Raw genomic sequence first — 25,397 nt, forward strand, 5'->3', positions numbered from 1 at the left:
CGAAGGCTTTGTTAAAGCCTTCGATTTTTTTTGTGCAAAAAGGATGGTTGAGCTTTTACTATTATTCTTGATTTTTTGAAACCACTCATAAAAGACTAATCCGTAAATAGTACCTTTACCTCAAAATAATATTATATGCTTATTATAGGAATAGGCGGTGGTACCGGAAGTGGTAAGACTACCGTTGTAGATCAGATTGTGTCAGATCTACCAGAAGGACAAGTAACAGTAATTTCTCAAGACTCATATTATAAAGATCTCTCTGCATTATCGATGGAAGATCGTAAGAAGGTGAACTTTGATCACCCTAATGCAATAGATTTTCCTTTGCTATGTCAACACCTTGTTGAGCTCAAAGAGGGAAGAAATATTTTACAACCTATGTATTCATTTGTTGCGCATAATCGCATTGATGAGACTGTGCTTACAAGCCCTACGAATGTGCTTGTGGTAGAAGGAATTCTTATTTTGACAGATCCTAATATTCGTAATCTTTTTGATATTAAGGTATTTGTGCATGCAGATAGTGATGAGCGTTTAATACGTCGTCTCAAGAGAGATATAGCAGAGCGCGGTCGTGATCTAGATGAGGTGTTAAATAGATATCAAACTACATTAAAGCCCATGCACCAGCAGTTTATAGAGCCTACAAAGGAATTTGCAGATATCATTATACCTAATAACAGGTACAATACAGTGGCTGTAGATATCGTTCGTAGTATCATAAACGAACGATTACATTAAGGTTTTGTTATATTTACAACAATGAACATCAAGGAACTAAAACAGAAAAAATGGTTTAGAATAATGAGCAATAAATACTTGCTCATTTTTTTCATTTTTATCGTGTGGATGCTGTTTTTTGATGGAAGTTCTTATTTGTTACACAGAGAGCTCAATCAAGAATATGATAAGCTGGAAGGCAATAGAGCATACTTTAAAAAAGAAATAGCAGAGGATAATGCACAAATCTTACAACTTAAAGATAGTGCAGGTTTAGAAAGATTTGCTCGTGAAGAATACCTTATGAAAAAGGACAACGAGGAGATTTATATAATTGAATATCAAGATAGTTTATCTACAGAGAATGAAGACTAATTTATTTTCAGAGTTTGACGCAGTTTCGGCAAAGGCTTTCAAGCAAAAAATACAGTTTGACCTCAAGGGTGCAGACTACAATGAGACGCTTGTCTGGCAAAGTCTAGAAGGAATACATGTAAAGCCTTTTTATCACAGTGATGAAATAAAAGAGACAGTAGCTGTTCAATCTCCACAAAAATGGTTTATAGGAGAGAAAATATTTATAGTAGACGCGGCTAAGTCTGCACAAACGGCAAATAAAGCTATTGACAACGGAGCAGAGGCTATCTACTTTCAGGCAGAAACTTTGTTTGATCTTGAGCTGTTATTTGAAGGTTTAAAGCACAAAGAAGTCCCTCTTTATTTTGAGCTCAGTTTTCTTGATGAAGATTTTTATAAACGTTTTCACGCTTTCGCGAAAGCGTATCATATCACCACAAAGCTTGATATCATTAATCATCTTGCACTTGATGGTAACTGGTATCACAACTTGCAAAAGGATCACGATATAGTGAGTAGTTTGCTACAGGGAGAAGAAAGTAAACTTACTGTAGACACCACCTTATATCAAAATGCTGGTGCCACGATGGTGCAGCAATTGGCTTACGGTATCGCTCATCTTACCGAATATTTAAATCATTGTGAGAAAGAGAAGCTTAGTATAAATATTGTCACTTTTGAAGTCGCGGTAGGAACTAACTACTTTTTTGAAATTGCAAAGCTAAGGGCGCTCAGAAAGCTTGCCGGTGTAGTATTATCTGCATTTAATTATACGGATGCAACTATTAACATTATAGCGCACCCATCAAGACGCAATAAAACAATTTACGATTATAATATAAACATGCTGCGCACCACGACAGAGTGTATGAGTGCTGTGCTAGGTGGCGCAGACTGGGTGGTAAATATGCCGTATGATGCATTGTATCACAAGACTAATAACTTTGGACAGCGCATTTCTCGTAACCAGCTCATTGTTCTCAAAGAGGAAAGCTATTTTGACGTGGTTCAAAACCCAGCAGATGGTTCTTATTATGTTGAAGAACTTACCACACAACTTGCAGAAAAGGCACTAGCGCTTTATAAAGATATAGAGACGCAAGGAGGGTTTTTGAGACAGCTTAAAGAAGGAACCATACAACGAAAGATAAAAGAAAGTGCTGCAAAGGAGCAGGCTAAGTTTGATGAAGGAGAGTTGATTCTTTTGGGGACAAATAAGCATCCTAATCCAAAAGATGTAATGAAAGATGAGCTAGAGATTTACCCATTTGTAAAAATCAACCCGCGTAAAACATTGCTGGAGCCTATAATTGCAAAACGCCTAGCTGAGTCATTAGAACAAGAACGTATTAAAGCAGAAAAGTAGTCTTATGAAAAAAGTGTATAGCCTTATTGTTGCAATAGTTATAGCATTTGGAGTTGTATCATGTGAAGACCAAGCTTCACTTGAGTATAAACACGCAGATAAGGAACAAGTAATTAATTGTGAAAATCAAAACAATGCATTGCTTAATGAAGCATTGTATCAATTTGAGCAGGATATTACAAATGCATATGATCCAGAATCACAATTGATTAATAAGGCTTATGCAAATTTTTTATATGCTGGTTTTTCAGGAGAAGCAGAATATGAACGAATAGCTATCCCACATACTTTGGCAATAAGAAAGGAACTTGTAAATGCAGGATTTATAAAAGACGGCGGATTTAAGAGTAATCTAGCCTATGATAATGTTTCATGTGTTCTTAAAAATATAGAGGATCCGCAGCTTGCTCTTATGATACAAGCGCTTGTTGATTCAAACACAATGGATCCAAAATTATTTAATTCTCGAATGAGAAATTTTGCATACAAATCTCAAACAGATAGATACACTGCCTTGTATGTTGCTTTAGACACCTATTATCAACAGCTTACAATGACTGAGCTTCCTATAAAAGAAAGTAATGAGTAGAAGAAATATTCAACATATTACGCTTTCTTCCCAAGAAGAAAATTTATCTTCAATAGCAGAAGTTAAGACTACAACTACTGCAGAGAAGATTGATGTAAAGTCTCGTTATACAAAGGACGATATAAAAGGATTAAAGCATCTTGATTTTATCGCAGGTGTCGCTCCTAATTTACGAGGTCCTTACAGCACTATGTATGTAAGACGACCTTGGACGATACGTCAGTACGCAGGTTTCTCAACAGCCGAAGACAGTAATGCGTTTTATAGAAGAAATCTAGCTGCAGGCCAAAAAGGGCTTTCGGTTGCATTTGATCTTGCTACGCATCGTGGCTATGATAGTGATCATGAGCGTGTGGTGGGAGATGTAGGTAAGGCTGGTGTTGCTATAGATTCTGTGGAGGATATGAAAATTCTATTTGATCAGATTCCATTAGATAAGATGTCTGTGTCCATGACTATGAACGGTGCCGTGTTACCTATTATGGCATTTTACATTGTAGCAGCACAAGAGCAAGGAGTAGATCCAGCATTACTTTCTGGAACCATACAAAACGATATTTTGAAAGAGTTTATGGTGCGTAATACGTACATATATCCACCTACTCCTTCTATGAGGATTATCTCAGATATATTTGAATATACGGCTGCAAATATGCCTAAATTTAATAGTATATCTATCTCAGGATATCACATGCAAGAAGCCGGCGCTACTTGTGATATAGAACTTGCTTACACACTTGCAGATGGTCTAGAGTATATTAAAACCGGTCTCGCTGCGGGGATGGATATTGACAGCTTTGCTCCAAGATTATCTTTTTTCTGGGCAATAGGGATGAATCACTTTATGGAAGTTGCCAAAATGCGTGCAGCACGTATGCTTTGGGCAAAAATTGTAAAGCAATTTAATCCTAAAAACCCCAAGTCATTAGCGCTCAGAACGCACTGCCAGACAAGTGGGTGGAGCCTTACTGAGCAAGATCCTTTTAATAATGTAGCACGTACTACCATTGAAGCTGCTGCGGCTGCCTTTGGAGGTACACAGAGTTTGCACACAAATGCTTTAGATGAGGCTATTGCCTTACCTACAGACTTTTCTGCGCGTATTGCTAGAAACACACAGATATTCTTACAACAAGAAACTCATATTACAAAAACAGTAGATCCTTGGGCTGGTAGTTATTATGTAGAATCACTTACAGATGATATTGCTCAAAGGGCTTGGGAGCTTATTGAAGAGGTTGAGGAGCTAGGCGGAATGACTAAAGCGATTGAAGCTGGGATTCCTAAGCTGCGTATTGAAGAGGCTGCTGCTAGGAAACAGGCTCGCATAGATAGCGCACAAGATATCATTGTAGGAGTAAATAAATACAGACCTACAGAAGATGAGCACCTAGATATTCTTGACGTAGATAATACAAAAGTAAGAGAAGGGCAGCTCAAACGTCTAGCCGATATTAGAGCTACACGAAACACAGAAAAGGTAAAAAATGCCCTAGAAGCACTTTCGGAAGCGGCTCGTACGGGTAATGATAATTTACTCGCGCTGGCGGTTACTGCTGCACAAGAGCGAGCAACTTTAGGTGAGATTTCAGATGCGCTAGAAGATGTTTATGGAAGGCACAAAGCACAAATCCAATCCTTTAGTGGAGTTTATAGTAAAGAGATGAAACAAGATCCCGCTTTCGCGAAAGCGCAACAACTCGCAAACCAGTTTGCCGAACAAGATGGCCGCCGTCCAAGAATTATGGTTGCCAAAATGGGGCAAGACGGTCACGACCGGGGCGCGAAAGTAGTAGCAACTGGATATGCAGATATAGGGTTTGATGTGGATATAGGTCCGTTATTTCAAACACCTAAAGAAGCAGCAAAACAAGCGGTAGAAAATGATGTTCATATTCTGGGAGTGTCATCCCTTGCTGCAGGTCACAAAACATTAGTACCTCAAGTAATTGAAGAATTAAAGTCGTTAGGTAGGCCTGATATTATGGTGATTGTGGGTGGGGTGATTCCTCAACAAGATTACCAATTCCTGTTTGATGCTGGTGCTGCAGCAGTTTTTGGACCTGGAACAAAAATTAGCGAGGCTGCAATAGGCCTTCTAGAAATCATGATGAACTAATGAAGCATTACCTTCTCATATATCAATACGTTGAGGACTATTTGGAGAAAAGAACGCCTTATCGTTCAGACCATTTTACACTAGCAAAAGAAGCAGTTGCTGCTGGCTATTTATTACTAGGTGGCGCTACAGAAAACCCAGCAGACCAAGGAATCTTAATTTTTAAAGTGTCTGATAAAAGTATCATAGAAGACTTTGTATCTCGAGACTCATATGTGCAAAACGGCATCGTTTCTTCTTGGGAAATTAAAGAATGGAATGTGGTCGTGGGAAGTATGTTAGAGGTATAATCTTGCGTTAATCATCTCCCCAAGAGCTTCCACCACTATAAGTTTGGAAAAAATATTCTGGACGTGTTTTAATGAAATCTGTATCCTCAAACTTAAATAACGAAGGATTTACCTCACCGCGTTGGATGCTTTTTACCTTGTTTTCTTTGGTGCTTAATTCATTAAAAACTTGATTTATCTTGTTTTTCCAGCCCTTTTCTGAAAGATTTGTTTCATCGTTAATACTTGCATCTCCAGTATTTTTTGAGATTTTAAAAAGTAATGGGAAGTGTACATTTTCTGGCATGTTAGGAAAAACAAGCGCTATCATTTCTCGTCTTACTTTAATCTCATCGGTATCAAAATTTTCTTGACGGATATCAAGGTCGCCATATAATTTATAGTCAAGTTGGAGAGATTCAATCGCTAGTGCATTTTCTTTGTCTGCGATGGTGGTGTAATCATCAAGGAAGCTATAGGTGTAATCGTAAGATGTTACAATAGATGCGTATGGAAAGGTGTCATTGGCGAGTGCATTTTTATACTCTTCAATGGTGTAAGCTGTCCATTTTGCTCCTCCGTAAGTGTTATATAAAATAACTTCATCCTTATCATAATTTACGATGATACCAGCTTTATCACCTAGCAGACCTTCGCCGCCTTGATGAGTTTGCTCTCTTCTTATACTATTCTCATCTACGTGAAAGGTAACTTCGGTTTTTGTGTTGTTTTCAATATTTTCAAGAACAATTTTGCCCACAAAAGGCTCGTTTGCGTCACTTAGTTCTATAATTGGAGTTTCAGTTTCTGATGAAAAACCACAAGAATTGAGCACACTGAGTGCTACTACTAATAAGAGAAAGCGAAGTTTTTGTATCATAATAAAGCTTGCATATAATGTCTAGCAAACTTAGCAAAAACGGCTTGTTATAAATGTTTCTTTAAAAATAAACCCTCACAAAAGGTTGCCATGCATCTGCATATACAGAATCGTCATTATCAAAAAGCACGTTGTAACGTACTCCGATAGCGCCTAGGCTATTTCCTCCCACGTTAAGCCGGTATCCCGCACCTAGAAAAAGGGCAGTGTTCCAGGAATTTGGAATATCTGGTTGTCCAGAAACAGATTGAAAAACACGAAGTTGCTCAAACTCTCCAGAAAGCTGTAAGAAATCAAGGGGATTTGAAATTACAATAGCACTTGCTCCCACAAGCGTTGTTTTAAAATCTCCAAATTTTTGATAGGTATAGTTAAGCCCTGGTCCAAAGGCAACATATTGATTGGGTTGGTATAACGCACTAGGCGCAACCGTGATATTTGTATTGTTTCGTCCAAAATTTAATCCTAATCCACCACCAAAACGCACCTTACTCCAAAAATCACTTTTTGGCGTAGTAGTGGTTTGTTGGGCAAAAAGGGTGTTGTTTCCTAAAAACAGGAAACTCAAAACTAATATTGCGTAGGAAATTCTCTCTCTCATTGTTAATCGTATCATAATTAAGTGTTATAAATATAAGGATTATATGGACGAAAATGTTAATTATTGTATTTTTGCACCTCTATTGTCTCATGACGCAGAACAAAAATATCAAATGGATAGATTTTCATTTCTGAATGCCGCACATACCGCTCACTTTGCTGAGCTTTACGATCAATATTTATTAAATCCGGATAGTGTAGAAGCTAGCTGGCGCGCTTTTTTCCAAGGTTTTGACTTTGGAATGGAGAATGCTGAGCCAGTTTCTGACGATTCAGGAATATCACCAGCTGCTATTCCAGAAGCAATACAGAAGGAATTTCAAATTGTAAAATTGATCGATGCTTACCGTAACAGAGGTCACCTCTTTACGAAAACGAATCCTGTGCGTGAACGTCGTAAATATGCACCTACTCTTGAAATAGAAAACTTTGGATTGTCACAATCTGATATGAGTTTGCAGTTTGAAGCTGGCTCTATTCTAGGTTTAGGTAAATCTAGCTTACGCGAAATAGTTGATCACCTTGAAGCTATCTATTGTGATCATATTGGGATAGAATATATGTACATACGTAATCCAGAAGAGATTGCGTGGATACAAAACTGGCTTAACAAAAACGATAACCACCCAGAATTTTCTGCTGAAGAGAAAAAACATATTCTTAAGAAACTAAACCAAACGGCTTCTTTTGAAGGGTTTTTGCACTCTAAATATGTAGGTCAAAAACGTTTTTCTGTAGAAGGACTTGACGCTATGATTCCTGGATTAGACACGCTTATTGAGCGTGGCTCAGATAAAGGAATTGAGCAATTTGTAGTGGGAATGGCTCACCGTGGACGTCTTAACGTACTTGCAAATATCTTCGGAAAATCGCCAGAGGCCATTTTTTCAGAATTTGATGGTAAGGAATATGCAGAAGATGAACTCTTTGATGGTGATGTAAAGTATCACATGGGTTGGACGAGCTTTCGCGAAAGCAGTAAAGGAGAAAAAATCCGTATGGATCTAGCGCCTAATCCGTCTCACCTCGAGACTGTAGGAGCAGTAATAGAAGGAATGTCTCGTGCTAAGATTGATAATCAATTAGGTGGGGACGAAAAGAAAATATTACCTATAGCAATACACGGTGATGCCGCAGTAGCTGGGCAAGGGATTGTATATGAGATTGTGCAAATGGCACAGTTAGAAGGTTACCGTACTGGAGGAACTATCCATATTGTAGCAAATAACCAAGTAGGTTTTACAACAAACTATCTTGACGCAAGATCATCTACGTATAGTACAGATGTAGGTAAAGTTACACTGTCACCAGTACTACACGTAAATGGAGATGATGTAGAGTCTGTATGTCATGCATTTGCATTTGCATTAGATTTTAGAATGAAATTTGGTCGTGATGTGTTTGTAGATATTTTAGGATATCGTAAGTATGGACACAATGAAGGTGATGAGCCACGTTTTACTCAGCCATTGTTATATAAAGCAATTGCAAAACATGCAAGCCCAAGAGATATCTATGCTGAGCGCCTTATCAAAGAAGGTGTTATACAAGATGGTCATGTAAAGCAACTAGAAAAAGAATATAAAGACGATCTAGAAGAAGATCTAGAGGAGTCTCGTAAAAAAGATAAAACAGTCATTACTGAGATTCTTGCAGATGACTGGGAAGGGTATGAGCTAGGTAGTAGAGAAGATATTCTTGCTCCTATCGATACTACTTATGATCAGAAAAAGCTTGATACCATTGCAGATGGTATTACAAAGCTTCCTAAGGATAAAAAGTTTATACGTAAGATACAGCGTATTGTAGCAGACCGTAATAAACAATATACAGAGACTAATAAGTTAGACTGGGGTATGGGCGAGTTACTTGCTTACGGCTCACTAATGGAAGAAGGTTTCAACGTGCGTATATCTGGTCAAGATGTAGAGCGTGGGACGTTCTCTCATCGTCATGCTATTATTAAGACAGAAGATGATGTGGAGGAGATTAATCTTCACAATCGCTTAGGTGTTGAGGGTAGAATGGATATTTACAACTCACTACTTTCTGAGTATGGTGTTGTAGGTTTTGATTATGGTTATGCAATGGCATCTCCAAAAACACTTACAATCTGGGAAGCTCAGTTTGGAGATTTTTCAAACGGTGCCCAGATCATGTTAGATCAATACATAAGTGCTGCAGAGTCTAAGTGGAAGACACAAAACGGTCTTGTAATGTTATTGCCTCATGGATATGAAGGGCAGGGTTCTGAGCATTCAAGTGCTCGTATGGAACGTTACCTTCAGTTATGTGCTACAGATAACTTAATCATGGCAGATGTAACGACGCCAGCAAACTTTTTTCACCTGCTACGTCGCCAGATGAAGTGGAATTTTAGAAAGCCACTTGTTGTCTTTACACCTAAATCATTATTGAGACATCCTCTAGTAGTAAGTAGTAAAGAAGAACTTGCGACTGGAAGCTTCCAAGAAGTTTTTGATGATGTAACTGTAGATAAGAAGAAGGTTACTTCTCTCGTATTTTGTACAGGTAAGTTCTATTACGATTTATTAGAGCGACGTACAGAAAATGAGCGTGAAGATGTCGCGTTAGTGCGTATCGAGCAACTATTCCCATTACCACAAAAACAACTAGAAGAGATTATTGCTAGCTACCCGAATGTAACAGATTACGTATGGGCACAAGAAGAGCCTAAGAATATGGGAGCTTGGGGTTACATGCTTATGAATTTTGAGCAAGTAAAACTTAGGGTAGCCTCACGTCGCGTGTATGCTTCACCAGCTGCAGGTAGTAGTACAAGATCAAAAGCACGTCATAAAAAAGTAATAGATAGCGTTTTTGACGCAACATTAAAATAAAAGTTCTTTTTAAGGAACAAGTAGTAAAAGCCTACAGAGATAATTGAAATGATTTTTGTAGAAAATAATGAATTAAACTCCGCTTTCGCGAAAGCGTAATTATAACAACTATGGTTTTAGAAATGAAAGTCCCTTCACCGGGAGAATCCATCACAGAAGTTGAAATCGCACAATGGCTCGTTGCAGACGGCGATTATGTAGAAAAAGATCAGGCTATTGCCGAAGTAGACAGTGATAAAGCAACTTTAGAACTACCTGCAGAAGCAAGTGGAGTAATTACCCTCAAAGCCGAAGAAGGTGATGCTGTTGAGGTGGGCGCTGTTGTGTGTCTTATTGACACATCTGCAGAGGCTCCAGCAACTACTACCTATGAAGGTGGCGATGAAGGTGGCGGTGATGCAAATGTTGAAAAGAACCTTAAGAAGGAACAAGCAAAAACTCCAGACTCTGGAGCAAAAGCTCCTGCAGAAACTCAAAAAACTTATGCATCTGGATCTGCTAGCCCTGCGGCAAAGAAAGTGCTTGCAGAAAAAGATATCGACCCTAAAACTGTTACAGGTACAGGTCGTGATGGACGTATTACTAAGGATGACGCAGTAAATGCTAGACCATCTATGGGAACTCCTGGACCAGGAGCCCGTGGAGAATCTCGTACTAAGCTATCAATGTTACGTCGTAAAGTAGCAGAGCGTCTTGTGGAGGCAAAGAATACCACTGCAATGCTTACTACCTTTAATGAGGTAAATATGCAAGCTATTTTTGATCTTCGTAAGGAGTACAAAGAAGACTTTAAAGCGAAGCATGGTGTAGGACTTGGATTTATGTCTTTCTTTACACTAGCTGTAGTAAGAGCATTAGAAATGTATCCTTCTGTTAACAGTATGATAGATGGCAAGGAGATGATTACTTTTGATTATAAAGACATCTCTATCGCTGTATCTGGACCTAAAGGTTTGATGGTGCCTGTTATGCGTAATGTGGAGAACCTCTCTTTTAGAGGTGTAGAAAGCGAAGTAAAGAGACTTGCAATAAGAGCTCGTGATGGACAGATAACAGTAGATGAAATGACAGGAGGAACGTTTACAATCTCTAATGGAGGTGTATTTGGTTCTATGTTATCTACTCCTATAATCAATCCACCACAATCTGGAATATTAGGAATGCACAACATTGTTGAGCGTCCTGTTGTAATAGACGGTGGTATCGTTGTAGCGCCTATTATGTATGTAGCATTATCTTACGATCACCGTATAATCGATGGTAAAGAATCTGTAGGATTCTTAGTAGCAGTAAAAGAGGCGTTAGAAGATCCTATCAATATATTAATGAATGGAGATATCAAGAAGGCATTAGAAATGTAATCTGATATCATCTAAATTTTCAAAAAAGTCTGCTTTCGAGCAGACTTTTTTGTTTGCAAAAAAAAACACCTGTCGGTACATCGACAAGGTGTTTTTTGGTTGGGGGACCGTAGAATAATCACACTAGCATAATCTAATTATGCCACGCAGTTTCTTCCAAAGAAATCAATTACATGTACTTAATAAAATTATTCTCTTGGAAGAGAAACTGTAGGGTGTTATAAAGATAGTAGTAGATGGAGATAAAATTTTACGTATTTCCTTTATTTGGGCTATATTTTTTCAAAAAAAATCACAAAAGATGTAAATCTGCAAGTATTCTTATGAGATGAATGGTGGTTTTTGCTCCAAATTCATTGCGCAGTTCCCTTAATCTTTTTTCTATGGAACTTCTGCTATTAGGCTTCATGTTCTTAGATTTAAAATGAAATTGTATCTCATCTTGTGTTGCTCCTTTTGCTAGAAGATTGAGGAGTTCCATGTCATAGTTATCGAGTTCGACAAGATTTTTTTGTTTTACTGTGTCTGCTAGTGATTGAGTAATGTAAGTTTCATTTTTAAAAACTAGTTCCATGGCCTCTCTTAGGTTTTCTAGTCCATGACGATCTTTGCATACGTAAGCGTCTATAAGTCTAGTATTCCAAAGGTTTACGAATCTTTGAGGGTGATCTTCCATGGTGTATACAATGACTTTAAGAGAGGGGTGTTCTGCTTTAAGTGCTTTTAAAAGATCTGCTCCTGAAGTTAATCGCTCTTTGCGATGAGATTCCTTAAATGATAGATCTGTAATGAGTAAATCGTAGGGTTCATTTGCTGCTAGACTATTTTTAAAATATAAGAACGCATCATCGCAGTATTGCGCATGCGTGATGGTAGGAATTTTAAATTGATTTACTATAGATGATACGCCTAGCTGTATGCTATCTATGTCTTCGGCTATTAATATTTTTTTAAACATAAATATTAGTTATGTAGTAACAGTAAGTGCTGCTCTAAATCCTTCATTCAACTTAGATTCAAAAGTGATTTGACCGTTTATAGCATCTATTCGAGATTCAATATTATTAAGTCCGGCATTTCGCTTTTCTGGTGATAATGTTGTTCCAACTCCATTGTCACTGTAATTTATAGTAAGAATATTGTCTTCGTGTTTAAAAACTAATGCTATAAAGGAGGCTTTGCTATGCTTCCTCATATTAGTCATAAGCTCTTGTAAAACACGATAAATTTCCACTTTTTTTTGCAGGAGCTATTAAGTCCCATTGCACAGATTCTAGGCCTTTCAAAATTAATTTTCTATGCGCTGTGATATATGTTTGCAAACTCATGGATAGTGCCTTGGGGAATGTGCTATCTGTCTGTATGGGTTGCGTCTCTCTAGATAAATCCCGACTCATCTTATAAATATGATCTAATTTTTCGGATACTTGAGGTGTGGTGGTGTCACTTTCCAGTTGTGACATTACTAAATAAATTTCATTAGCTAACTCATCGTGGAGTTTTTTGGCCAAACGTTTCTCAGTATTGTATTGATCTTGTAGGCGTTGTTTCTTTGAGCGCTCTTTTTGATATAATATCCAGAAAAAGGCTAGCAGACCGAGTCCAAGAAGTGCTGTTAAGGCCCAGTTACGTTTTCTGACAGCCGTTTCTTCTCTTAGTTTACTAGCAGATTGTGACTGTATCGCAATAGATTCTCTCTCCTCTGCTTTTTCTACATCATAACGAAGCTTAGCAAATTCAAACTTGGCTTTGTTTTGAGCATTCTTTAGGGAGTCTGATAAAACTACATATTCTTCAAATAATGTGGAAGATTTCCTTGTGACGGGAATTAAAAGATCGAGCGCTTTAATAACAGCTTGTGGGTTGTTTAATTTTAATGCAAGGTCATATGCTTCTTGTGCATGAAACCGTGATTTTTCATTATTACCTCTGCTTTTATAAATTTCTGAAAGATGCATATTACTTGCATATTCTCCATCTGTGTCATTTATTTTTCTTCTTGATAATAACACTTCTTCAAGAAGGCTAATAGCTGCTGGGTCGTCGAGTTTCCCTTTCGCGAAAGCAAAGTTATCTAAAAGTCTTAGTCTTGTATTTTTGCTTATTACTTCTCCATATCCAAGAGCAATCTCAAGTTGTACAATCGCTTCTTCAAAATTACCTGCAAGTATTAAGGTCAATCCATAATTATTCAACAATGAAGCTCTCGATACGGGACTATCTTCAAACTGTAGTGCTTTTTTATGATAGTTTACAGCCTCTTCCCAAAGTGCGCGCTGACGATATACTCTGCCTAAAATATCATAGAGCCATGCTAATTCTGATATATTTTTTACAGCATCGCCATATTTCAAAGCATTAACTATTGTATACTCTGCTCCGTCGTAATCTCCTTGATCTGCTTGAATAAAGCTTGCTCTTTTGGAAACCTTGATAACACTTAAGCTATCTCCTACCTCTGCAAAGAGATCAATGGCCTTTACATATGATGTAAAAGCTGGTATAGGTTCTTGCTTTACATTGAGATACCAGCCTAGTTTATTGTATGCTATAGCTTGATAATATGCATTGTTTAATGTTTTGGACTTATCTAGTAGTAATCTAGTTTGTGTAATGGCACTGTCGTAATCTTTTCCATTACTATAGATTCTAGTTTTATAGGCAAGTTGAGATAGTAATGTTGAGTCTGTTGCGTTTTGTGCTAGGTATATCGCGCTATCTATAGCTTTAATCCTTTCATCTATCGATAACTTCTTGTCTTCACTTATTTTTCTATACTTATTTATGCTATCTAATTGCAATAAGTTTGACGCAAAACTTAAGCTTGAAATTGAGCAAAATAATATGATAGTAAAGAGGAATGATACGTTGCGTTTCATTCCTCTAAAGTACAAAATTAGTAAAATAGTATATTGTATAATTTAGCTCTTATTCGCCGCTATCATCTGGATCTTCCTCATTTCCGCCTACATCTGTACCTTGCTCGATATGATTGCTCTTATCGCTTATTGCATCTGGAGTACATGACGAAAAATTAATGGTAAAAATAACTAGTAGTACAAAGTAAAGTGTAGTTTTCATAACGTTGATAATTTTTGATTTTTAAATAATTTTAGGGTGAAAGGCAATCGTGATTTGGGTGGTTTTCACAACTTTAATGATAGTGTCAAGTAATTAATTTCAAGAAAAACGTAGTCTTTTACGTATTTCCTTTATTTACATTTATCGACTTAACGTACCTTAAGGGCTGTTAACTAATTGTTTATACAAATAAACAATTAGGGAACTTATGAGTGTGGAAATTCTATGGAAAAGAAATTCCATGAAAAATGTTTACCAAAAAATAAGGCGTTATGATGTACAGAGAAATTGTGTTATCTGCCTTTGCAAAAGCAAATGCAGAAACACCAGCAGCCACAAAAACCCAATGGGCAAATTATTTAGTAGATGTATTGTGGGAAGATTACAAAATTCAAGTGTCAAGACGAACACTTTTAAATTACTACAATCATTATAAAGAAAATGATGATGGAGAGCTAACCCCAAAATCAAGAATAATCGAGTCGTTGTGCAAATTTATGCGTTACCCCAACTATGCTGCATTTTTAATTCACCATAGTTCATTAAATAGAAAACATAGCTCTGCTGTGCACACTGCCACCTATGTGGTATATGGAGATTGCCACAGAGATGTGGTTACCATTATGATAAGAAGGGAGTCTATATCGCGCCCATCTAAAGAAATTTTACAAAGTGCTTAGTGTATTAGTTTAGCTTATAATGAACGCTATTTTCTTCTAAAGAGTCAAGAAGCTCTTGGCAAATTTTTACTTTCATGCGTTTACTAGGCATTTTTACAAAAAGTTTTTCAAGCGGTTCAAAGACTTGAAAGTGAAGTTTAGCCTCGCCTACATGTAGGTCAAGAATATTCTTTATTTCTTCAATACGAGCCTCTGCAACCTCATTAATATCGATATTAATGGTTAGTTTTTTTGCATTTGTTTCCATCACATCCTGCAATTGCTGGATGCTATTAAACTGCGTTCTTGGATCACTTTTTCTACCAGTTTCTCTATTGGTAAAGCCATCCTTTATAAACACTTTTGCGTGTATGAAACTATTAGGAATCAAAAAGTGACGCATCTTGAGGTACTCTTCTCCAAACATTCTAAACTCGAAGGTATCTGTAAAGTCTTCTACTATGAATGAAGCCCATCCTTTTCCATTTTTGGAAACGCGATGTTGTACATCAGAGATTACGCCTCCAAAGGTGAGCTCTCGATTTATAAAAGATTCCATCTGACTAAAATGCGCAACAGTCGCATTACAAAATGTCTCCATTTCTGTTTTAAAGTCATCAAGTGGGTGGCCAGAGATATAAACTCCTACTACCTCCTTCTCGCGCTTTAGTTTTTCCATTGTTCCCCATTCTTCACATGGAGGAACTTCGGGTTCTGGTATTTGGACTTCGCTTGATTCTCCAAAAAGGCTTACTTGTGAGCTATTTTCATTTTCTTGGTAACGCGCACCATATTTAACTGCTTTTTCTAAGAAAGTAATACCATCTCCATCGTGATTAAAGAATTGAGCTCGGTGTGTATCTCCGTCCATTTCATCAAAACCACCTGCTAGCGCTAGACTTTCAAAAGCTTTTTTATTTGCAGCCCGTAAATCTACACGTCGTGCAAAGTCAAAGACAGATTTATAAGGTCCATCCTTTCTATTTTCTACAATAGTCGCAACGGCTCCCGTACCTACACCCTTTACGGCACCCATACCGAAACGTACAGCACCATTGTCATTTACCGTAAATTTTCTGAAAGATTCATTTACATCTGGACCCAATACTTCGAGACCCATACGTTTTGCCTCCTCCATAAAGAAGGTAACCTGCTTGATGTCGTTCATGTTGTTAGACAGTACAGCAGCTAGATACTCGGCAGGGTAGTGGGCTTTTAAGTATGCAGTTTGGTATGCAATCCACGCATAACATGTAGAGTGTGACTTATTAAATGCATAAGCGGCAAATGCTTCCCAGTCTTTCCAGATTTTTTCTAGTTTTTCTGGATCATGACCTTTGGCAGAAGCTTGCTCTATAAACTTAGGCTTCATTTTATCAAGAACGGCAATTTGCTTCTTACCCATTGCCTTACGAAGTACATCGGCCTCACCCTTTGTAAAGTCGGCTAACTTTTGAGAAAGTAGCATCACTTGCTCTTGGTAGACAGTAATACCGTACGTTTCCTTAAGGTACTCTTCCATGGCAGGAAGGTCATACTCTATCTCTTCTTCCCCGTGCTTTCTTCTTACGAAAGATGGGATATATTCCATAGGTCCAGGACGATATAATGCATTCATTGCAATAAGATCTTCAAACACGGTAGGTTTGAGCGATTGCATGTGCTTTTGCATCCCAGGTGATTCATATTGAAATATACCTACAGTATCACCACGCTGGAAAAGTTCATATGTTTTCTCATCATCCAGCGGAAAATTCTCTGGATCGAGATCTACGTCGTGACGATACTTTACTAGCTTTACAGTATCTTTTATTAAAGTAAGGGTCTTCAGGCCCAAGAAATCCATTTTAAGTAGCCCAGCTTCCTCTACGACGGAGTTATCAAATTGTGTTACGTAGAGATCAGAATCTTTTGCAAGTGCTACAGGGACAAAGTTTGTAATATCACTAGGTGTGATAATTACACCACATGCATGAATTCCCGTGTTACGCACAGATCCTTCAAGCTGTCTTGCTTGACGTAGCATCTGCCCTTCAAGATTGTCTGCTTGTTCTAGTGTAATTAGTTCTTGTACTTTAGGTAAATCGTCAGACCTAAAAGCACTACGTAGCTCTGCATCTGTTTTGCCAAAAATCTTCCTTAGCTTACTCATCGTTGGGATGAGTTTAGCTATTCTATCTGCATCACCTAGGGATAAATCTAGTGCTCTAGAGGTGTCACGTATAGATGACTTTGCAGCCATAGTACCGTAAGTGATAATCTGTGCTACTTGATTTGCGCCGTATTTGTCAATTACATATTGCATTACTCGCCCGCGACCTTCATCATCAAAGTCAATATCAATATCGGGCATACTTACACGATCCGGATTTAAGAAACGCTCAAAAAGCAAATCATACTTCATCGGGTCTATGTTTGTAATCCATAAACAGTATGCTGCCACAGATCCCGCTGCAGATCCACGTCCTGGACCTACCGAAACGTCCATATTACGAGCTTCTCGTATAAAATCCTCTACAATCAGAAAGTATCCAGGGTAACCCGTCTTTTCAATTACATCTAGTTCAAAGTCTAGGCGCTCTATAACTTCTTCAGAGAGTTCTTCTCCGTAACGCTTTTTTGCTCCTTCATAAACAAGATGTTTCAGAAATGCATTTTCACCTCGTTTTCCTCCATCAATAGCATCTTCTGGAGAAACAAATTCTTCTGGAATGTCAAATGCAGGAAGAAGTACGTCACGAGCAAGCTCGTAAGATTCGATTTTATTTACTACTTCTTGAACATTAAGAATGGCTTCAGGTACATCTGCAAAGAGCGTTTTCATCTCATCTGCACTCTTAAAGTAGTATTCGTCATTAGGTAATCCAAAACGATATCCTCTACCGCGGCCTTTTGGGGTGGCTACTTTTTCACCATCTTTTACACATAATAAAACATCATGCGCATCTGCATCAGACTTATCAATGTAGAATGTATTGTTAGAAGCAATAAGTTTTACATCATGCTTTCGCGAAAGCGTAATTAAAACAGGCATCACACGATCTTCATCTTCTTGCCCGTGACGCATGATCTCAACATAAAGGTCGTCACCAAATTGTTCTTTCCACCAAATAAGGGCCTCTTCGGCTTGTTTTTCTCCTACGTTAAGAATCTTACTTGGCACTTCACCATATAGATTTCCGGTAAGTACAATAAGATCTTCTTTGTACTGTTCAATAACTTGCTTGTCTATACGAGGAACATAATAAAAACCATCTGTATAAGCTATAGAAGCCATTTTACAGAGGTTTTGGTATCCATTTTTATTTTTGGCTAAAATGACAATCTGGTATCCATTGTCTTTTTGGCTCTTGTTTTTGTGATCAACACATACATTAAACTCACAACCTATGATGGCTTTAAGTGGTACATGCTCTTCTGCTTCTCCTGCTTCTGTGAGTTTTGCATTTTCCGCTTTCGCGAAAGCGTTATGACTTTTTACCGCTTTTGTAAAGTGAAAAGCCCCCATCATGTTACCCATGTCTGTCATAGCGACAGCAGGCATTTTATGTAGTGCAGCGGCTTTTACAATATCTTGAACGCTCGCAGTAGATTGTAATATAGAGAACTGAGAGTGGTTATGAAGGTGAGCAAACTTTACATCAGAAAGTTGTTCTTTATTTTCTTCTATCTCTGCCTTAGAAATTTCTGGAGTGTCATCTTGAGCAGCGAGCGCTTGAGCAATTTTTGCAGAAGCTTTTTTAAGATTTATATGCTTAAGCCCTATAAACTCAATAGGCTGCGGATTAGATTGAGAGAATCTTTCAAAATAATCTGGCGCAACGTCTAGCTCTTCTTTTGTGTAAACTCGCTGGCGTATAAGCTCTAGAAAGCAACGAGTAGTTGCCTCCACATCTGCAGTAGCATTGTGTGCTTCTCCAAATCCTTCTCCAAATAGGTGTTTGTGTAATTCTGTAAGCGTAGGTAATTTAAATTTACCACCACGTCCTCCAGGTAGCTGGCACAATGTCGCTGTTTTTTCTGTACAAGTGTCTAGCACTGGTAACTCTTGAAGATCATTACCTATGTTAAGTCTGTGAAACTCGGCTCCCATGATATTTGTATCAAAACCAACATTCTGACCTACAACGTACTTTGATTTTGAAAGTGCAATATTAAATTTTGAGAGTACTTCAGAAAGTTCAATTCCGTCTCTTTCGGCAAGTGCTGTGGAGATGCCGTGTATGCGCTCTGCATCATAAGGAATATCAAATCCATCTGGCTTGATAAGATAATCTTGATGCTCTATGACGTTACCCATCTCATCATGTAACTGCCAAGCGATCTGAATCGCTCTAGGCCAGTTATCTGAGTCTGTAAGTGGAGCATTCCAGTTTTTGGGAAGTCCGGTGGTTTCGGTGTCAAAAATAAGGTACATAGGCGTAGAAAAAGTGGATATGAAAAGTACTACATTTTAGTGCTTTTTACATGAGATTACGGCTATGAGTTATCAACTTTTATGCACAAAAAAAATCCAGCCATTATGGCTGGATTTTCAATTTTATATAAGCTACATAAATTGCTTATGCCCACTCTTCTAAAGTTTTTACTTCATTTAATGCACTCTGAATGCTATTGCGTTGCTTCTCTAGTACACTTCTTGTTGAACTAGGTAATGACGTCTCTGCTAGCACTTCATTATATGCTTCTACTGAAGCTTTTTCTCCACGAATCGCTTCTTCTAGTGTTGACTCGTCATCATCTGTAGAAAAGGCAGTTTTTACGTCCATCCATGCTCTGTGCATATCTGCTTGGAAGCTTGTTCCCTTATCTACTTCTTGTCCAAAACTTCTTACTTCTTCTTTAATTTCATGTCCAAAGTTATATCTGTCTTGTGCACGGTTTTGAAAAAAGTTCTTAAGTCCGCGATTTTTTACATTTTCTGCTGCTTTTTTGTATCCAGCTTCTGCATCGTATGACTTAGTTAATAGACTATTTAATTTATTTGCAACTTCTTCTGTATAGTTCATAATATGTGTTTTTGTTGTTAGTATTGGTGTAAAGATATGAGTATAAAACACTACACATAAGTAGTTTAACTTCCTTTAACCAGAACGGTTTATAATTGGCTTCTTTTAACGTAAATCGATGTTAATTGTCTTAATAGTATGATAAGAGAGGAAGAAAGGAAGAGAGGTAGGTGATGCAGTAATTTGTGAATTTAAACATCAAAACCCAAGCAATAAGAATTTGTAGATACTTGAAAAAGTTGTCTATCCTACCATGTTATTTATGGTAAGCCGTCGTTGCCTACCGTATTCAACTAGGCCATCTAGAAAGATACTAGATCTACTAATAATTGATGGTGAATGCACCGTCAGTAATCGAAAAACCTTCAGCAGTCATAAAGCTAAATGTTCCTACGGCAATATTGTTCTCCTGATCATTAGCAATAATTGTAATCTCACCAGATATGGCATTTGAGATTCCAGAAGGAGTTGTGTAAGCGGCAGAGAAGTCAGGATTAGATCCTATGGTGTAAGTTCCAGGATTGCTATTAAGAGGAAAACTTACCGCTATATTTGTTGAAGATGTGCGGCCTAAAACCGTAAGAACATTACCAGAGACAACATGATTGATAACTATTGAGTTAAAAACCGTTGTATTGATAAGAGCTTCAAAATTATCATCTACATCTTCAATTTCTGGTTGAATTACTACTGGAGTAAGGATAGGTACTCTATAAACAACACCTCTGCTAAATACTACAGTATCTGCAAAAGATGGAGTAAATGCAGTAAATTTAAAATTACCGGTCACCGCACTGCTTCCATTAAATGAAAAGTCTAATAAACCACTGGCTTGTGATGACTCAGTAGTGAATACTTTGCCATTTTCATCTATATACGTTGCAATACTAGGATTGTTCTGACCGCCAAATGTAATTTGAGTCTGTGCTTGATTTTTTATTTGAAAGCTTATAACCTCTGCACCGCGTTCTCCACGGATTAATAAATCACCATCCTCATTAAAAATTGCTCGACTGTCTTGAGTGCGCAGTAACACAGTATCACGCACCCCTTGAAGTGCAGGTGTATTATCTTCTATGGTACTACAAGAAATAAATGTAACAATAGAGATGAGAGCAAAAAGAAAATGACGCATAATAAAAATTCAAAAATAGAGGGCAAAAGTACTTTATATTAAAGATATAACGTGATGAGTGCCAGGAAAATTATAGTATATTTGCAGACTTATTTAAAAACGGGGTCGGGTACCCCACAAATTAACTTTTATGTCAGTTAAAATTAGATTACAAAGACACGGTAAGAAAGGTAAACCTTTTTACTGGGTTGTAGCAGCAGATGCTCGCGCAAAGAGAGATGGTAAATACTTAGAAAAAATAGGTACTTACAATCCTAACAGTAACCCAGCAATCATTGACCTTGATGTTGATCTTGCTGTAACATGGTTACAAAACGGAGCGCAGCCTACTGAAACTGCAAAGCGTCTTCTTTCTTATAAAGGAGCAATGCTTAAAAATCACCTAGCTGGTGGTGTACGTAAAGGTGCACTTACTGAAGAGCAAGCAGAAGAAAAATTCAATGCTTGGGTAGAGGAGAAAGCTGGTAAAGTAGAAGCTAAGAAAGGAAATCTTTCTCAAGCAGAAGAAAAAGCAAAAGCAGAAGCTCTTGCAGCTGAAAAAGCTGTAAACGAGGCTCGTATTGCAGCAGCTCAACCAGAAGTGGTTGCAGAGACTGAAGATGCACCTGCAGAAGGTGAAGCAGCAGCTTCAGATTCTGAAGAGTAAAAAAGCTAGTGGAAGCATTATGCTTTCGCAACATTTTGAAAATGCCCTAATTTAATTATTGGGGCATTTTTTATGGTCTAAGTTTAATACCACTAAATTGCTTGCAAAGTCTCTTATAAAATAAGCTTGCAGTGTGAGATTGCTTATCGATTAACTTTTACGTCTTTTTATAAGATATCCCGTATTTTTACACCCTATGAAAAAAGAAGATTGTTTCTACCTCGGAAAAATAGTTAGAAAGTATAGCTTTAAAGGAGAACTCCTAGCTAAACTTGATACTGACGAACCAGAGATATACGTAGACATGGACTCTGTGTTTATTGATTTTGGTCCTAGTCTTGTGCCATATTTTATAGAGTCTTCTCAGTTACATAAGTCTAGTTTACTTCGAGTAAAATTTGAAGATATAGATACAGAAGAGGATGCAGATGATATGATAGGCGCAGGTTTATACCTGCCATTAGATTTGCTTCCTGAGTTAAAGGGAGATCAATTTTACTTCCATGAAGTGGTAGGATTTACTGCGGTAGATAAAGATTTTGGTGAGATAGGTACAATCACATATGTAAACGATAGTAACACGCAGGCCATTTTTGAAATTGACAGAGATGGTAATCAAGTGCTTATACCTATGGTAGACGAGTTTATCAAGAAAGTAGACCGCGAGAACAAGCAAATGCACTTCGAACTTCCTGATGGACTGATTGATCTATACCTGTAAATGTCTTTAAAACCTTTTCAATTTAAAGAATTTACGGTAGCTCAAGATCGCTGCGCTATGAAAATAGGCACAGACGGCGTATTACTTGGCGCTTGGACCTCCGTTGCTCAGTATCCAGATAGCATTTTAGATATAGGCACAGGTACTGGTGTTATTGCTTTAATGCTAGCGCAACGTAGTGATGCCATGACGGTAGACGCTATAGAGCTAGATGATAGCGCTTATGAGCAGGCTGCAGATAACTTTGAAAATAGTGTGTGGGGAGACAGACTCTTTTGTTATCATGCACATTTATACGAATTTGCCGCAGAGATAGATGATGAGTACGACCTCATTGTGTGTAATCCACCTTTTTATATGGAGACGCTCAATGATGAGTCCACAGCGTTGCAGCGTTCACGTTCAATTAAAGATGGAGCGGCTATGGAAGCTAGAGAACAAGCGCGTTTAGAAGAGTCAATGCCTTTTGAGTTACTTGTAGGAGCCGTAGCAAAGTTACTTTCAGAAGATGGGGCGTTTAATGTTATTATACCTTTTGAAAGGGAAGAGGACTTTATATTGTTATGCTCTCGTGCAGGTTTATTTCCATCTAGAATTACACGAGTAAAGGGGAGCCCAACGGCGCCTATTAAAAGGAGTTTAATGGAGTTCCGCTTTCGCGAAAGCGTACCAAAAACCACAGAACTTACTATAGAGCATAAACGTCACGATTATACAGATGACTACATTTCTCTAGTTAAAGACTTCTATCTCAAAATGTAGTGGGAATTTTGGGCAGTGAAAACGTTTTCGTTACTTTTACTACGTTAAAATATATGCTATGAAACCAGATCTTTTTGAAGCTCCCGATTATTACAATATAGATGACCTTCTTACCGAAGAACATAAGTTAATACGAGATGCCGCGCGTGCTTGGGTTAAGCGAGACGTTTCTCCTATAATCGAACAAGCTGCACAAGATGCAAAATTTCCAAAATCAATCATTCCTGGACTTGCAGAGATAGGCGCTTTTGGACCTTATATTCCTGAACAATATGGTGGGGCTGGCTTAGATCAAATTTCATATGGTCTTATCATGCAAGAGATAGAGCGTGGTGACTCTGGTGTGCGATCTACTGCATCTGTACAGTCTTCACTAGTAATGTATCCTATATGGAAATACGGATCTGAAGAGCAGCGTAACAAATTCTTGCCAAAACTAGCTTCTGGTGAATTTATGGGCTCCTTTGGGCTTACAGAACCAGATCACGGATCTAATCCTAGTGGAATGGTGACAAATTTTAAAGATATGGGAGACCACTATCTTCTAAATGGAGCCAAATTATGGATTTCAAACAGTCCATTTTGTGATGTAGCTGTAGTATGGGCTAAGAATGAAGAAGGCCGTATACATGGACTTATAGTAGAAAGAGGAATGGAAGGATTTTCTACTCCAGAAACTCATAATAAGTGGTCGCTTAGAGCAAGCGCGACAGGAGAGTTAATTTTTCAAGATGTAAAAGTTCCTAAAGAAAATTTATTACCTAATAAATCCGGATTAGGGGCGCCATTAGGGTGTCTTGATTCGGCTCGTTACGGTATTGCTTGGGGAGCTATAGGTGCTGCAATGGATTGTTATGATACTGCATTGCGTTATGCAAAAGAGCGTATCCAGTTTGGGAAACCTATTGCTGCATTCCAATTGCAACAAAAGAAGCTTGCAGAGATGATTACTGAGATTACAAAAGCACAGTTACTTGCATTAAGACTAGGGCAGCTTAAAAATGAGGATAGAGCAACCTCTGCTCAAATCTCAATGGCAAAACGTAACAATGTTGATATGGCAATAAAAATCGCTCGCGAAGCACGACAGATATTAGGTGGTATGGGGATTACTGGAGAATACAGTATCATGCGCCATATGATGAACCTTGAAAGTGTAATCACTTATGAAGGAACACATGATATTCACCTTCTTATAACAGGCTTAGATATCACAGGCGAGAATGCTTTTAAATAATATTTGTGTTAGAGGTTGTGACCACTAATTGATCAAAAATAAAATGCCCTTTACATATTGAGTAAAGGGCATTTTTATTTAGTAGTAATGGGAGATAATTATCCGTTGATAGCTTCTACCATGTTTATTTTTCCAGGTAACATTTGCTTAAGCATGTTTTCTATACCATTTTTAAGTGTGAATGTACTAGAAGGACATCCACTACAAGCCCCTTGAAGTATCACAGAGACGTTCTGTGTTTTTGGATCATAGTTTTTGAACATAATATTACCACCATCACTTGCAACTGCTGGTTTTACATACTCTTCAATAATATTTACGATTTCCTTAGAAATATCATCTAAAGTCTCAAACTTTTCTTCGGCTATTGCTTCTGCTTGCTGTGGTGTTTTAAGTTGAGCTGCTGTTACAATTTCTTTACCATCTTGAATATAATCACGTATAAACTCTCTAGTTTCAGTAACAACTTCATCCCACTCTGCAACATCATACTTTTGAACAGAAATATAATTTTCATCAAAGAAGACTTCCTTTACATAAGGAAGGTGAAACAAAGCTTTTGCCATTGGAGCATTTGCAGTGTCATCTATACTTTTAAATTCAAAAGCCGTAGTTACAAGCTTCTTGTTTGCAACAAACTTAAGTGTTGATGGATTAGGTGTAGACTCTGCATAAACTGTTACTGGTATTTTCTTTGCAGCAACATCTTCTATAATAACAAGACCATTATCATTTAAGTAGTCTTCTATTTGATTTGCAACTTCTTGCTGTACATCTATCCACTCTACAATGTTGTACTTTTCTATAGCAACAAAGTTTTGAGTAATATATACTGTCTTTACAAATGGAAGATAAAATAACTGTTGAGCAAGCGGCGAATTTGCAGCTTCATCTATATTTTTAAATTCGTAGCTGTTATGATTAACTAGAAACTGATCTGCCTGAAATTTTTTAATAGCAGGGTTAGAAGTTCCTTCTACAGATATACTATATGTTGACATTGATAATTTTTTTACAAAGGT

General features: G+C 37.7%; 23 protein-coding genes. 13 read left to right on the forward strand and 10 right to left on the reverse strand.

The genetic code is table 11. The annotated features are described in order from the left end of the window. The first annotated feature begins 135 nt into the window (after positions 1-135). The 6 genes from udk (at position 136) to DCS32_RS07705 (ending at position 5,444) form a co-directional block, all read left to right on the forward strand. Positions 136-744 carry a uridine kinase gene (gene udk / locus DCS32_RS07680; RefSeq protein ID WP_013750357.1) on the forward strand — a complete coding sequence of 203 codons (609 nt, stop codon included), beginning with the start codon at positions 136-138 and terminating at the stop codon, positions 742-744. Positions 745-807: 63 nt separating this feature from the next. Then, positions 808-1,098 carry an FtsB family cell division protein gene (locus DCS32_RS07685; protein WP_317047396.1) on the forward strand — a complete coding sequence of 97 codons (291 nt, stop codon included), beginning with the start codon at positions 808-810 and terminating at the stop codon, positions 1,096-1,098. Further along, positions 1,088-2,446 (forward strand): methylmalonyl-CoA mutase subunit beta, encoded by a 1,359-nt coding sequence (locus DCS32_RS07690; RefSeq protein WP_108877739.1) that lies wholly within the window; start codon positions 1,088-1,090, stop codon positions 2,444-2,446. The genes DCS32_RS07685 and DCS32_RS07690 overlap by 11 nt, the downstream gene beginning before the upstream one ends. 4 nt (positions 2,447-2,450) lie before the next feature. Beyond that, positions 2,451-3,035 (forward strand): hypothetical protein, encoded by a 585-nt coding sequence (locus DCS32_RS07695; RefSeq protein WP_108877740.1) that lies wholly within the window; start codon positions 2,451-2,453, stop codon positions 3,033-3,035. Further along, positions 3,028-5,154: a methylmalonyl-CoA mutase gene (gene scpA / locus DCS32_RS07700; protein WP_108877741.1), complete on the forward strand. Its 2,127-nt coding sequence runs from the start codon at positions 3,028-3,030 to the stop codon at positions 5,152-5,154. Before DCS32_RS07695 ends, scpA begins: the two co-directional genes overlap by 8 nt. Then, positions 5,154-5,444, forward strand: a complete 291-nt coding sequence (locus DCS32_RS07705) for a YciI-like protein (RefSeq protein ID WP_108877742.1) — start codon at positions 5,154-5,156, stop codon at positions 5,442-5,444. Before scpA ends, DCS32_RS07705 begins: the two co-directional genes overlap by 1 nt. A 7-nt stretch (positions 5,445-5,451) precedes the next feature. On the opposite strand, the gene DCS32_RS07710 is transcribed toward DCS32_RS07705, so the two are convergent. Both DCS32_RS07710 and DCS32_RS07715 read right to left on the reverse strand, forming a co-directional pair. Next, positions 5,452-6,303 (reverse strand): hypothetical protein, encoded by an 852-nt coding sequence (locus tag DCS32_RS07710; protein WP_108877743.1) that lies wholly within the window; start codon positions 6,301-6,303, stop codon positions 5,452-5,454. Between the two features lie 61 nt (positions 6,304-6,364). Next, entirely contained in the window at positions 6,365-6,919 is a 555-nt protein-coding gene (locus tag DCS32_RS07715) for an alpha-ketoglutarate decarboxylase (protein WP_239057581.1), read from the reverse strand. A 97-nt stretch (positions 6,920-7,016) separates the two neighbouring features. On the opposite strand from DCS32_RS07715, the gene DCS32_RS07720 reads away from it, so the two are divergent. Both DCS32_RS07720 and odhB read left to right on the forward strand, forming a co-directional pair. Then, entirely contained in the window at positions 7,017-9,764 is a 2,748-nt protein-coding gene (locus tag DCS32_RS07720; protein ID WP_108879262.1) for a 2-oxoglutarate dehydrogenase E1 component, read from the forward strand. 110 nt (positions 9,765-9,874) lie between these two features. Beyond that, positions 9,875-11,125: a 2-oxoglutarate dehydrogenase complex dihydrolipoyllysine-residue succinyltransferase gene (gene odhB / locus DCS32_RS07725; RefSeq protein WP_108877745.1), complete on the forward strand. Its 1,251-nt coding sequence runs from the start codon at positions 9,875-9,877 to the stop codon at positions 11,123-11,125. A 292-nt stretch (positions 11,126-11,417) separates the two neighbouring features. Here the strand turns inward: odhB and DCS32_RS07730 are convergent, their stop codons facing one another. From DCS32_RS07730 to DCS32_RS16065, 4 genes are read right to left on the reverse strand one after another with little or no spacing between them, the layout of a single operon-like run. After that, entirely contained in the window at positions 11,418-12,083 is a 666-nt protein-coding gene (locus tag DCS32_RS07730) for a response regulator (protein ID WP_108877746.1), read from the reverse strand. Positions 12,084-12,092: 9 nt separating this feature from the next. Next, positions 12,093-12,329 (reverse strand): hypothetical protein, encoded by a 237-nt coding sequence (locus tag DCS32_RS07735; protein ID WP_108877747.1) that lies wholly within the window; start codon positions 12,327-12,329, stop codon positions 12,093-12,095. Then, entirely contained in the window at positions 12,322-14,004 is a 1,683-nt protein-coding gene (locus DCS32_RS07740; protein WP_108877748.1) for a tetratricopeptide repeat protein, read from the reverse strand. Before DCS32_RS07740 ends, DCS32_RS07735 begins: the two co-directional genes overlap by 8 nt. Positions 14,005-14,053: 49 nt before the next feature. After that, positions 14,054-14,206 carry a hypothetical protein gene (locus DCS32_RS16065; protein WP_162533615.1) on the reverse strand — a complete coding sequence of 51 codons (153 nt, stop codon included), beginning with the start codon at positions 14,204-14,206 and terminating at the stop codon, positions 14,054-14,056. A 272-nt stretch (positions 14,207-14,478) separates the two neighbouring features. Here DCS32_RS16065 and DCS32_RS07745 point away from each other — a divergent pair, with 272 nt between their 5' ends. Further along, entirely contained in the window at positions 14,479-14,886 is a 408-nt protein-coding gene (locus DCS32_RS07745) for a hypothetical protein (RefSeq protein ID WP_162533616.1), read from the forward strand. Between the two features lie 4 nt (positions 14,887-14,890). Here DCS32_RS07745 and dnaE read toward each other — a convergent pair whose 3' ends face one another. From dnaE to DCS32_RS07760, 3 genes are all read right to left on the reverse strand, one after another. Further along, complete coding sequence (gene dnaE / locus DCS32_RS07750; protein ID WP_108877750.1) at positions 14,891-19,282, reverse strand: DNA polymerase III subunit alpha; 4,392 nt, start codon at positions 19,280-19,282, stop codon at positions 14,891-14,893. A gap of 145 nt (positions 19,283-19,427) precedes the next feature. Further along, positions 19,428-19,874 carry a ferritin-like domain-containing protein gene (locus tag DCS32_RS07755; RefSeq protein ID WP_108877751.1) on the reverse strand — a complete coding sequence of 149 codons (447 nt, stop codon included), beginning with the start codon at positions 19,872-19,874 and terminating at the stop codon, positions 19,428-19,430. A gap of 322 nt (positions 19,875-20,196) precedes the next feature. Further along, the gene (locus DCS32_RS07760; protein WP_108877752.1) at positions 20,197-21,009 is read right to left on the reverse strand and encodes a DUF6252 family protein; all 813 of its coding nucleotides are present in this window, start codon (positions 21,007-21,009) and stop codon (positions 20,197-20,199) included. Between the two features lie 130 nt (positions 21,010-21,139). On the opposite strand from DCS32_RS07760, the gene DCS32_RS07765 reads away from it, so the two are divergent. The 4 genes from DCS32_RS07765 (at position 21,140) to DCS32_RS07780 (ending at position 24,375) form a co-directional block, all read left to right on the forward strand. Beyond that, on the forward strand, positions 21,140-21,655 hold the full coding sequence (locus DCS32_RS07765) for a 30S ribosomal protein S16 (RefSeq protein ID WP_108877753.1): 516 nt from the start codon (positions 21,140-21,142) through the stop codon (positions 21,653-21,655). Positions 21,656-21,851: 196 nt separating this feature from the next. Continuing rightward, entirely contained in the window at positions 21,852-22,376 is a 525-nt protein-coding gene (rimM, locus tag DCS32_RS07770) for a ribosome maturation factor RimM (RefSeq protein ID WP_108877754.1), read from the forward strand. Continuing rightward, positions 22,377-23,138 carry a tRNA1(Val) (adenine(37)-N6)-methyltransferase gene (locus tag DCS32_RS07775; RefSeq protein WP_108877755.1) on the forward strand — a complete coding sequence of 254 codons (762 nt, stop codon included), beginning with the start codon at positions 22,377-22,379 and terminating at the stop codon, positions 23,136-23,138. It begins immediately after the preceding gene. 58 nt (positions 23,139-23,196) lie between these two features. Continuing rightward, a complete protein-coding gene (locus tag DCS32_RS07780; protein ID WP_108877756.1) occupies positions 23,197-24,375 on the forward strand; it encodes an acyl-CoA dehydrogenase family protein in 1,179 nt (392 codons plus the stop codon). Positions 24,376-24,473: 98 nt separating this feature from the next. Here DCS32_RS07780 and DCS32_RS07785 read toward each other — a convergent pair whose 3' ends face one another. Then, positions 24,474-25,376, reverse strand: a complete 903-nt coding sequence (locus DCS32_RS07785; RefSeq protein WP_013750336.1) for a NifU family protein — start codon at positions 25,374-25,376, stop codon at positions 24,474-24,476. Positions 25,377-25,397: the final 21 nt, after the last annotated feature.

Source organism: Dokdonia sp. Dokd-P16 (assembly GCF_003095655.1).
Lineage (GTDB): Bacteria > Bacteroidota > Bacteroidia > Flavobacteriales > Flavobacteriaceae > Dokdonia.

Coding starts and splice junctions, on each gene's coding strand:
- DCS32_RS07685 (WP_317047396.1), top strand. CDS start 808: ATGAGCAATAAATACTTGCTCATTTTTTTCATTTTTATCGTGTGGATG.
- DCS32_RS07745 (WP_162533616.1), top strand. CDS start 14,479: ATGATGTACAGAGAAATTGTGTTATCTGCCTTTGCAAAAGCAAATGCA.
- DCS32_RS07710 (WP_108877743.1), bottom strand. CDS start 6,303: ATGATACAAAAACTTCGCTTTCTCTTATTAGTAGTAGCACTCAGTGTG.
- dnaE (WP_108877750.1), bottom strand. CDS start 19,282: ATGTACCTTATTTTTGACACCGAAACCACCGGACTTCCCAAAAACTGG.
- DCS32_RS07775 (WP_108877755.1), top strand. CDS start 22,377: ATGTCTTTAAAACCTTTTCAATTTAAAGAATTTACGGTAGCTCAAGAT.
- odhB (WP_108877745.1), top strand. CDS start 9,875: ATGGTTTTAGAAATGAAAGTCCCTTCACCGGGAGAATCCATCACAGAA.
- DCS32_RS07705 (WP_108877742.1), top strand. CDS start 5,154: ATGAAGCATTACCTTCTCATATATCAATACGTTGAGGACTATTTGGAG.
- rimM (WP_108877754.1), top strand. CDS start 21,852: ATGAAAAAAGAAGATTGTTTCTACCTCGGAAAAATAGTTAGAAAGTAT.
- DCS32_RS07690 (WP_108877739.1), top strand. CDS start 1,088: ATGAAGACTAATTTATTTTCAGAGTTTGACGCAGTTTCGGCAAAGGCT.
- udk (WP_013750357.1), top strand. CDS start 136: ATGCTTATTATAGGAATAGGCGGTGGTACCGGAAGTGGTAAGACTACC.
- DCS32_RS07765 (WP_108877753.1), top strand. CDS start 21,140: ATGTCAGTTAAAATTAGATTACAAAGACACGGTAAGAAAGGTAAACCT.
- DCS32_RS07785 (WP_013750336.1), bottom strand. CDS start 25,376: ATGTCAACATATAGTATATCTGTAGAAGGAACTTCTAACCCTGCTATT.
- DCS32_RS16065 (WP_162533615.1), bottom strand. CDS start 14,206: ATGAAAACTACACTTTACTTTGTACTACTAGTTATTTTTACCATTAAT.
- DCS32_RS07780 (WP_108877756.1), top strand. CDS start 23,197: ATGAAACCAGATCTTTTTGAAGCTCCCGATTATTACAATATAGATGAC.
- scpA (WP_108877741.1), top strand. CDS start 3,028: ATGAGTAGAAGAAATATTCAACATATTACGCTTTCTTCCCAAGAAGAA.
- DCS32_RS07715 (WP_239057581.1), bottom strand. CDS start 6,919: ATGATACGATTAACAATGAGAGAGAGAATTTCCTACGCAATATTAGTT.
- DCS32_RS07760 (WP_108877752.1), bottom strand. CDS start 21,009: ATGCGTCATTTTCTTTTTGCTCTCATCTCTATTGTTACATTTATTTCT.
- DCS32_RS07695 (WP_108877740.1), top strand. CDS start 2,451: ATGAAAAAAGTGTATAGCCTTATTGTTGCAATAGTTATAGCATTTGGA.
- DCS32_RS07735 (WP_108877747.1), bottom strand. CDS start 12,329: ATGACTAATATGAGGAAGCATAGCAAAGCCTCCTTTATAGCATTAGTT.
- DCS32_RS07755 (WP_108877751.1), bottom strand. CDS start 19,874: ATGAACTATACAGAAGAAGTTGCAAATAAATTAAATAGTCTATTAACT.
- DCS32_RS07720 (WP_108879262.1), top strand. CDS start 7,017: ATGGATAGATTTTCATTTCTGAATGCCGCACATACCGCTCACTTTGCT.
- DCS32_RS07730 (WP_108877746.1), bottom strand. CDS start 12,083: ATGTTTAAAAAAATATTAATAGCCGAAGACATAGATAGCATACAGCTA.
- DCS32_RS07740 (WP_108877748.1), bottom strand. CDS start 14,004: ATGAAACGCAACGTATCATTCCTCTTTACTATCATATTATTTTGCTCA.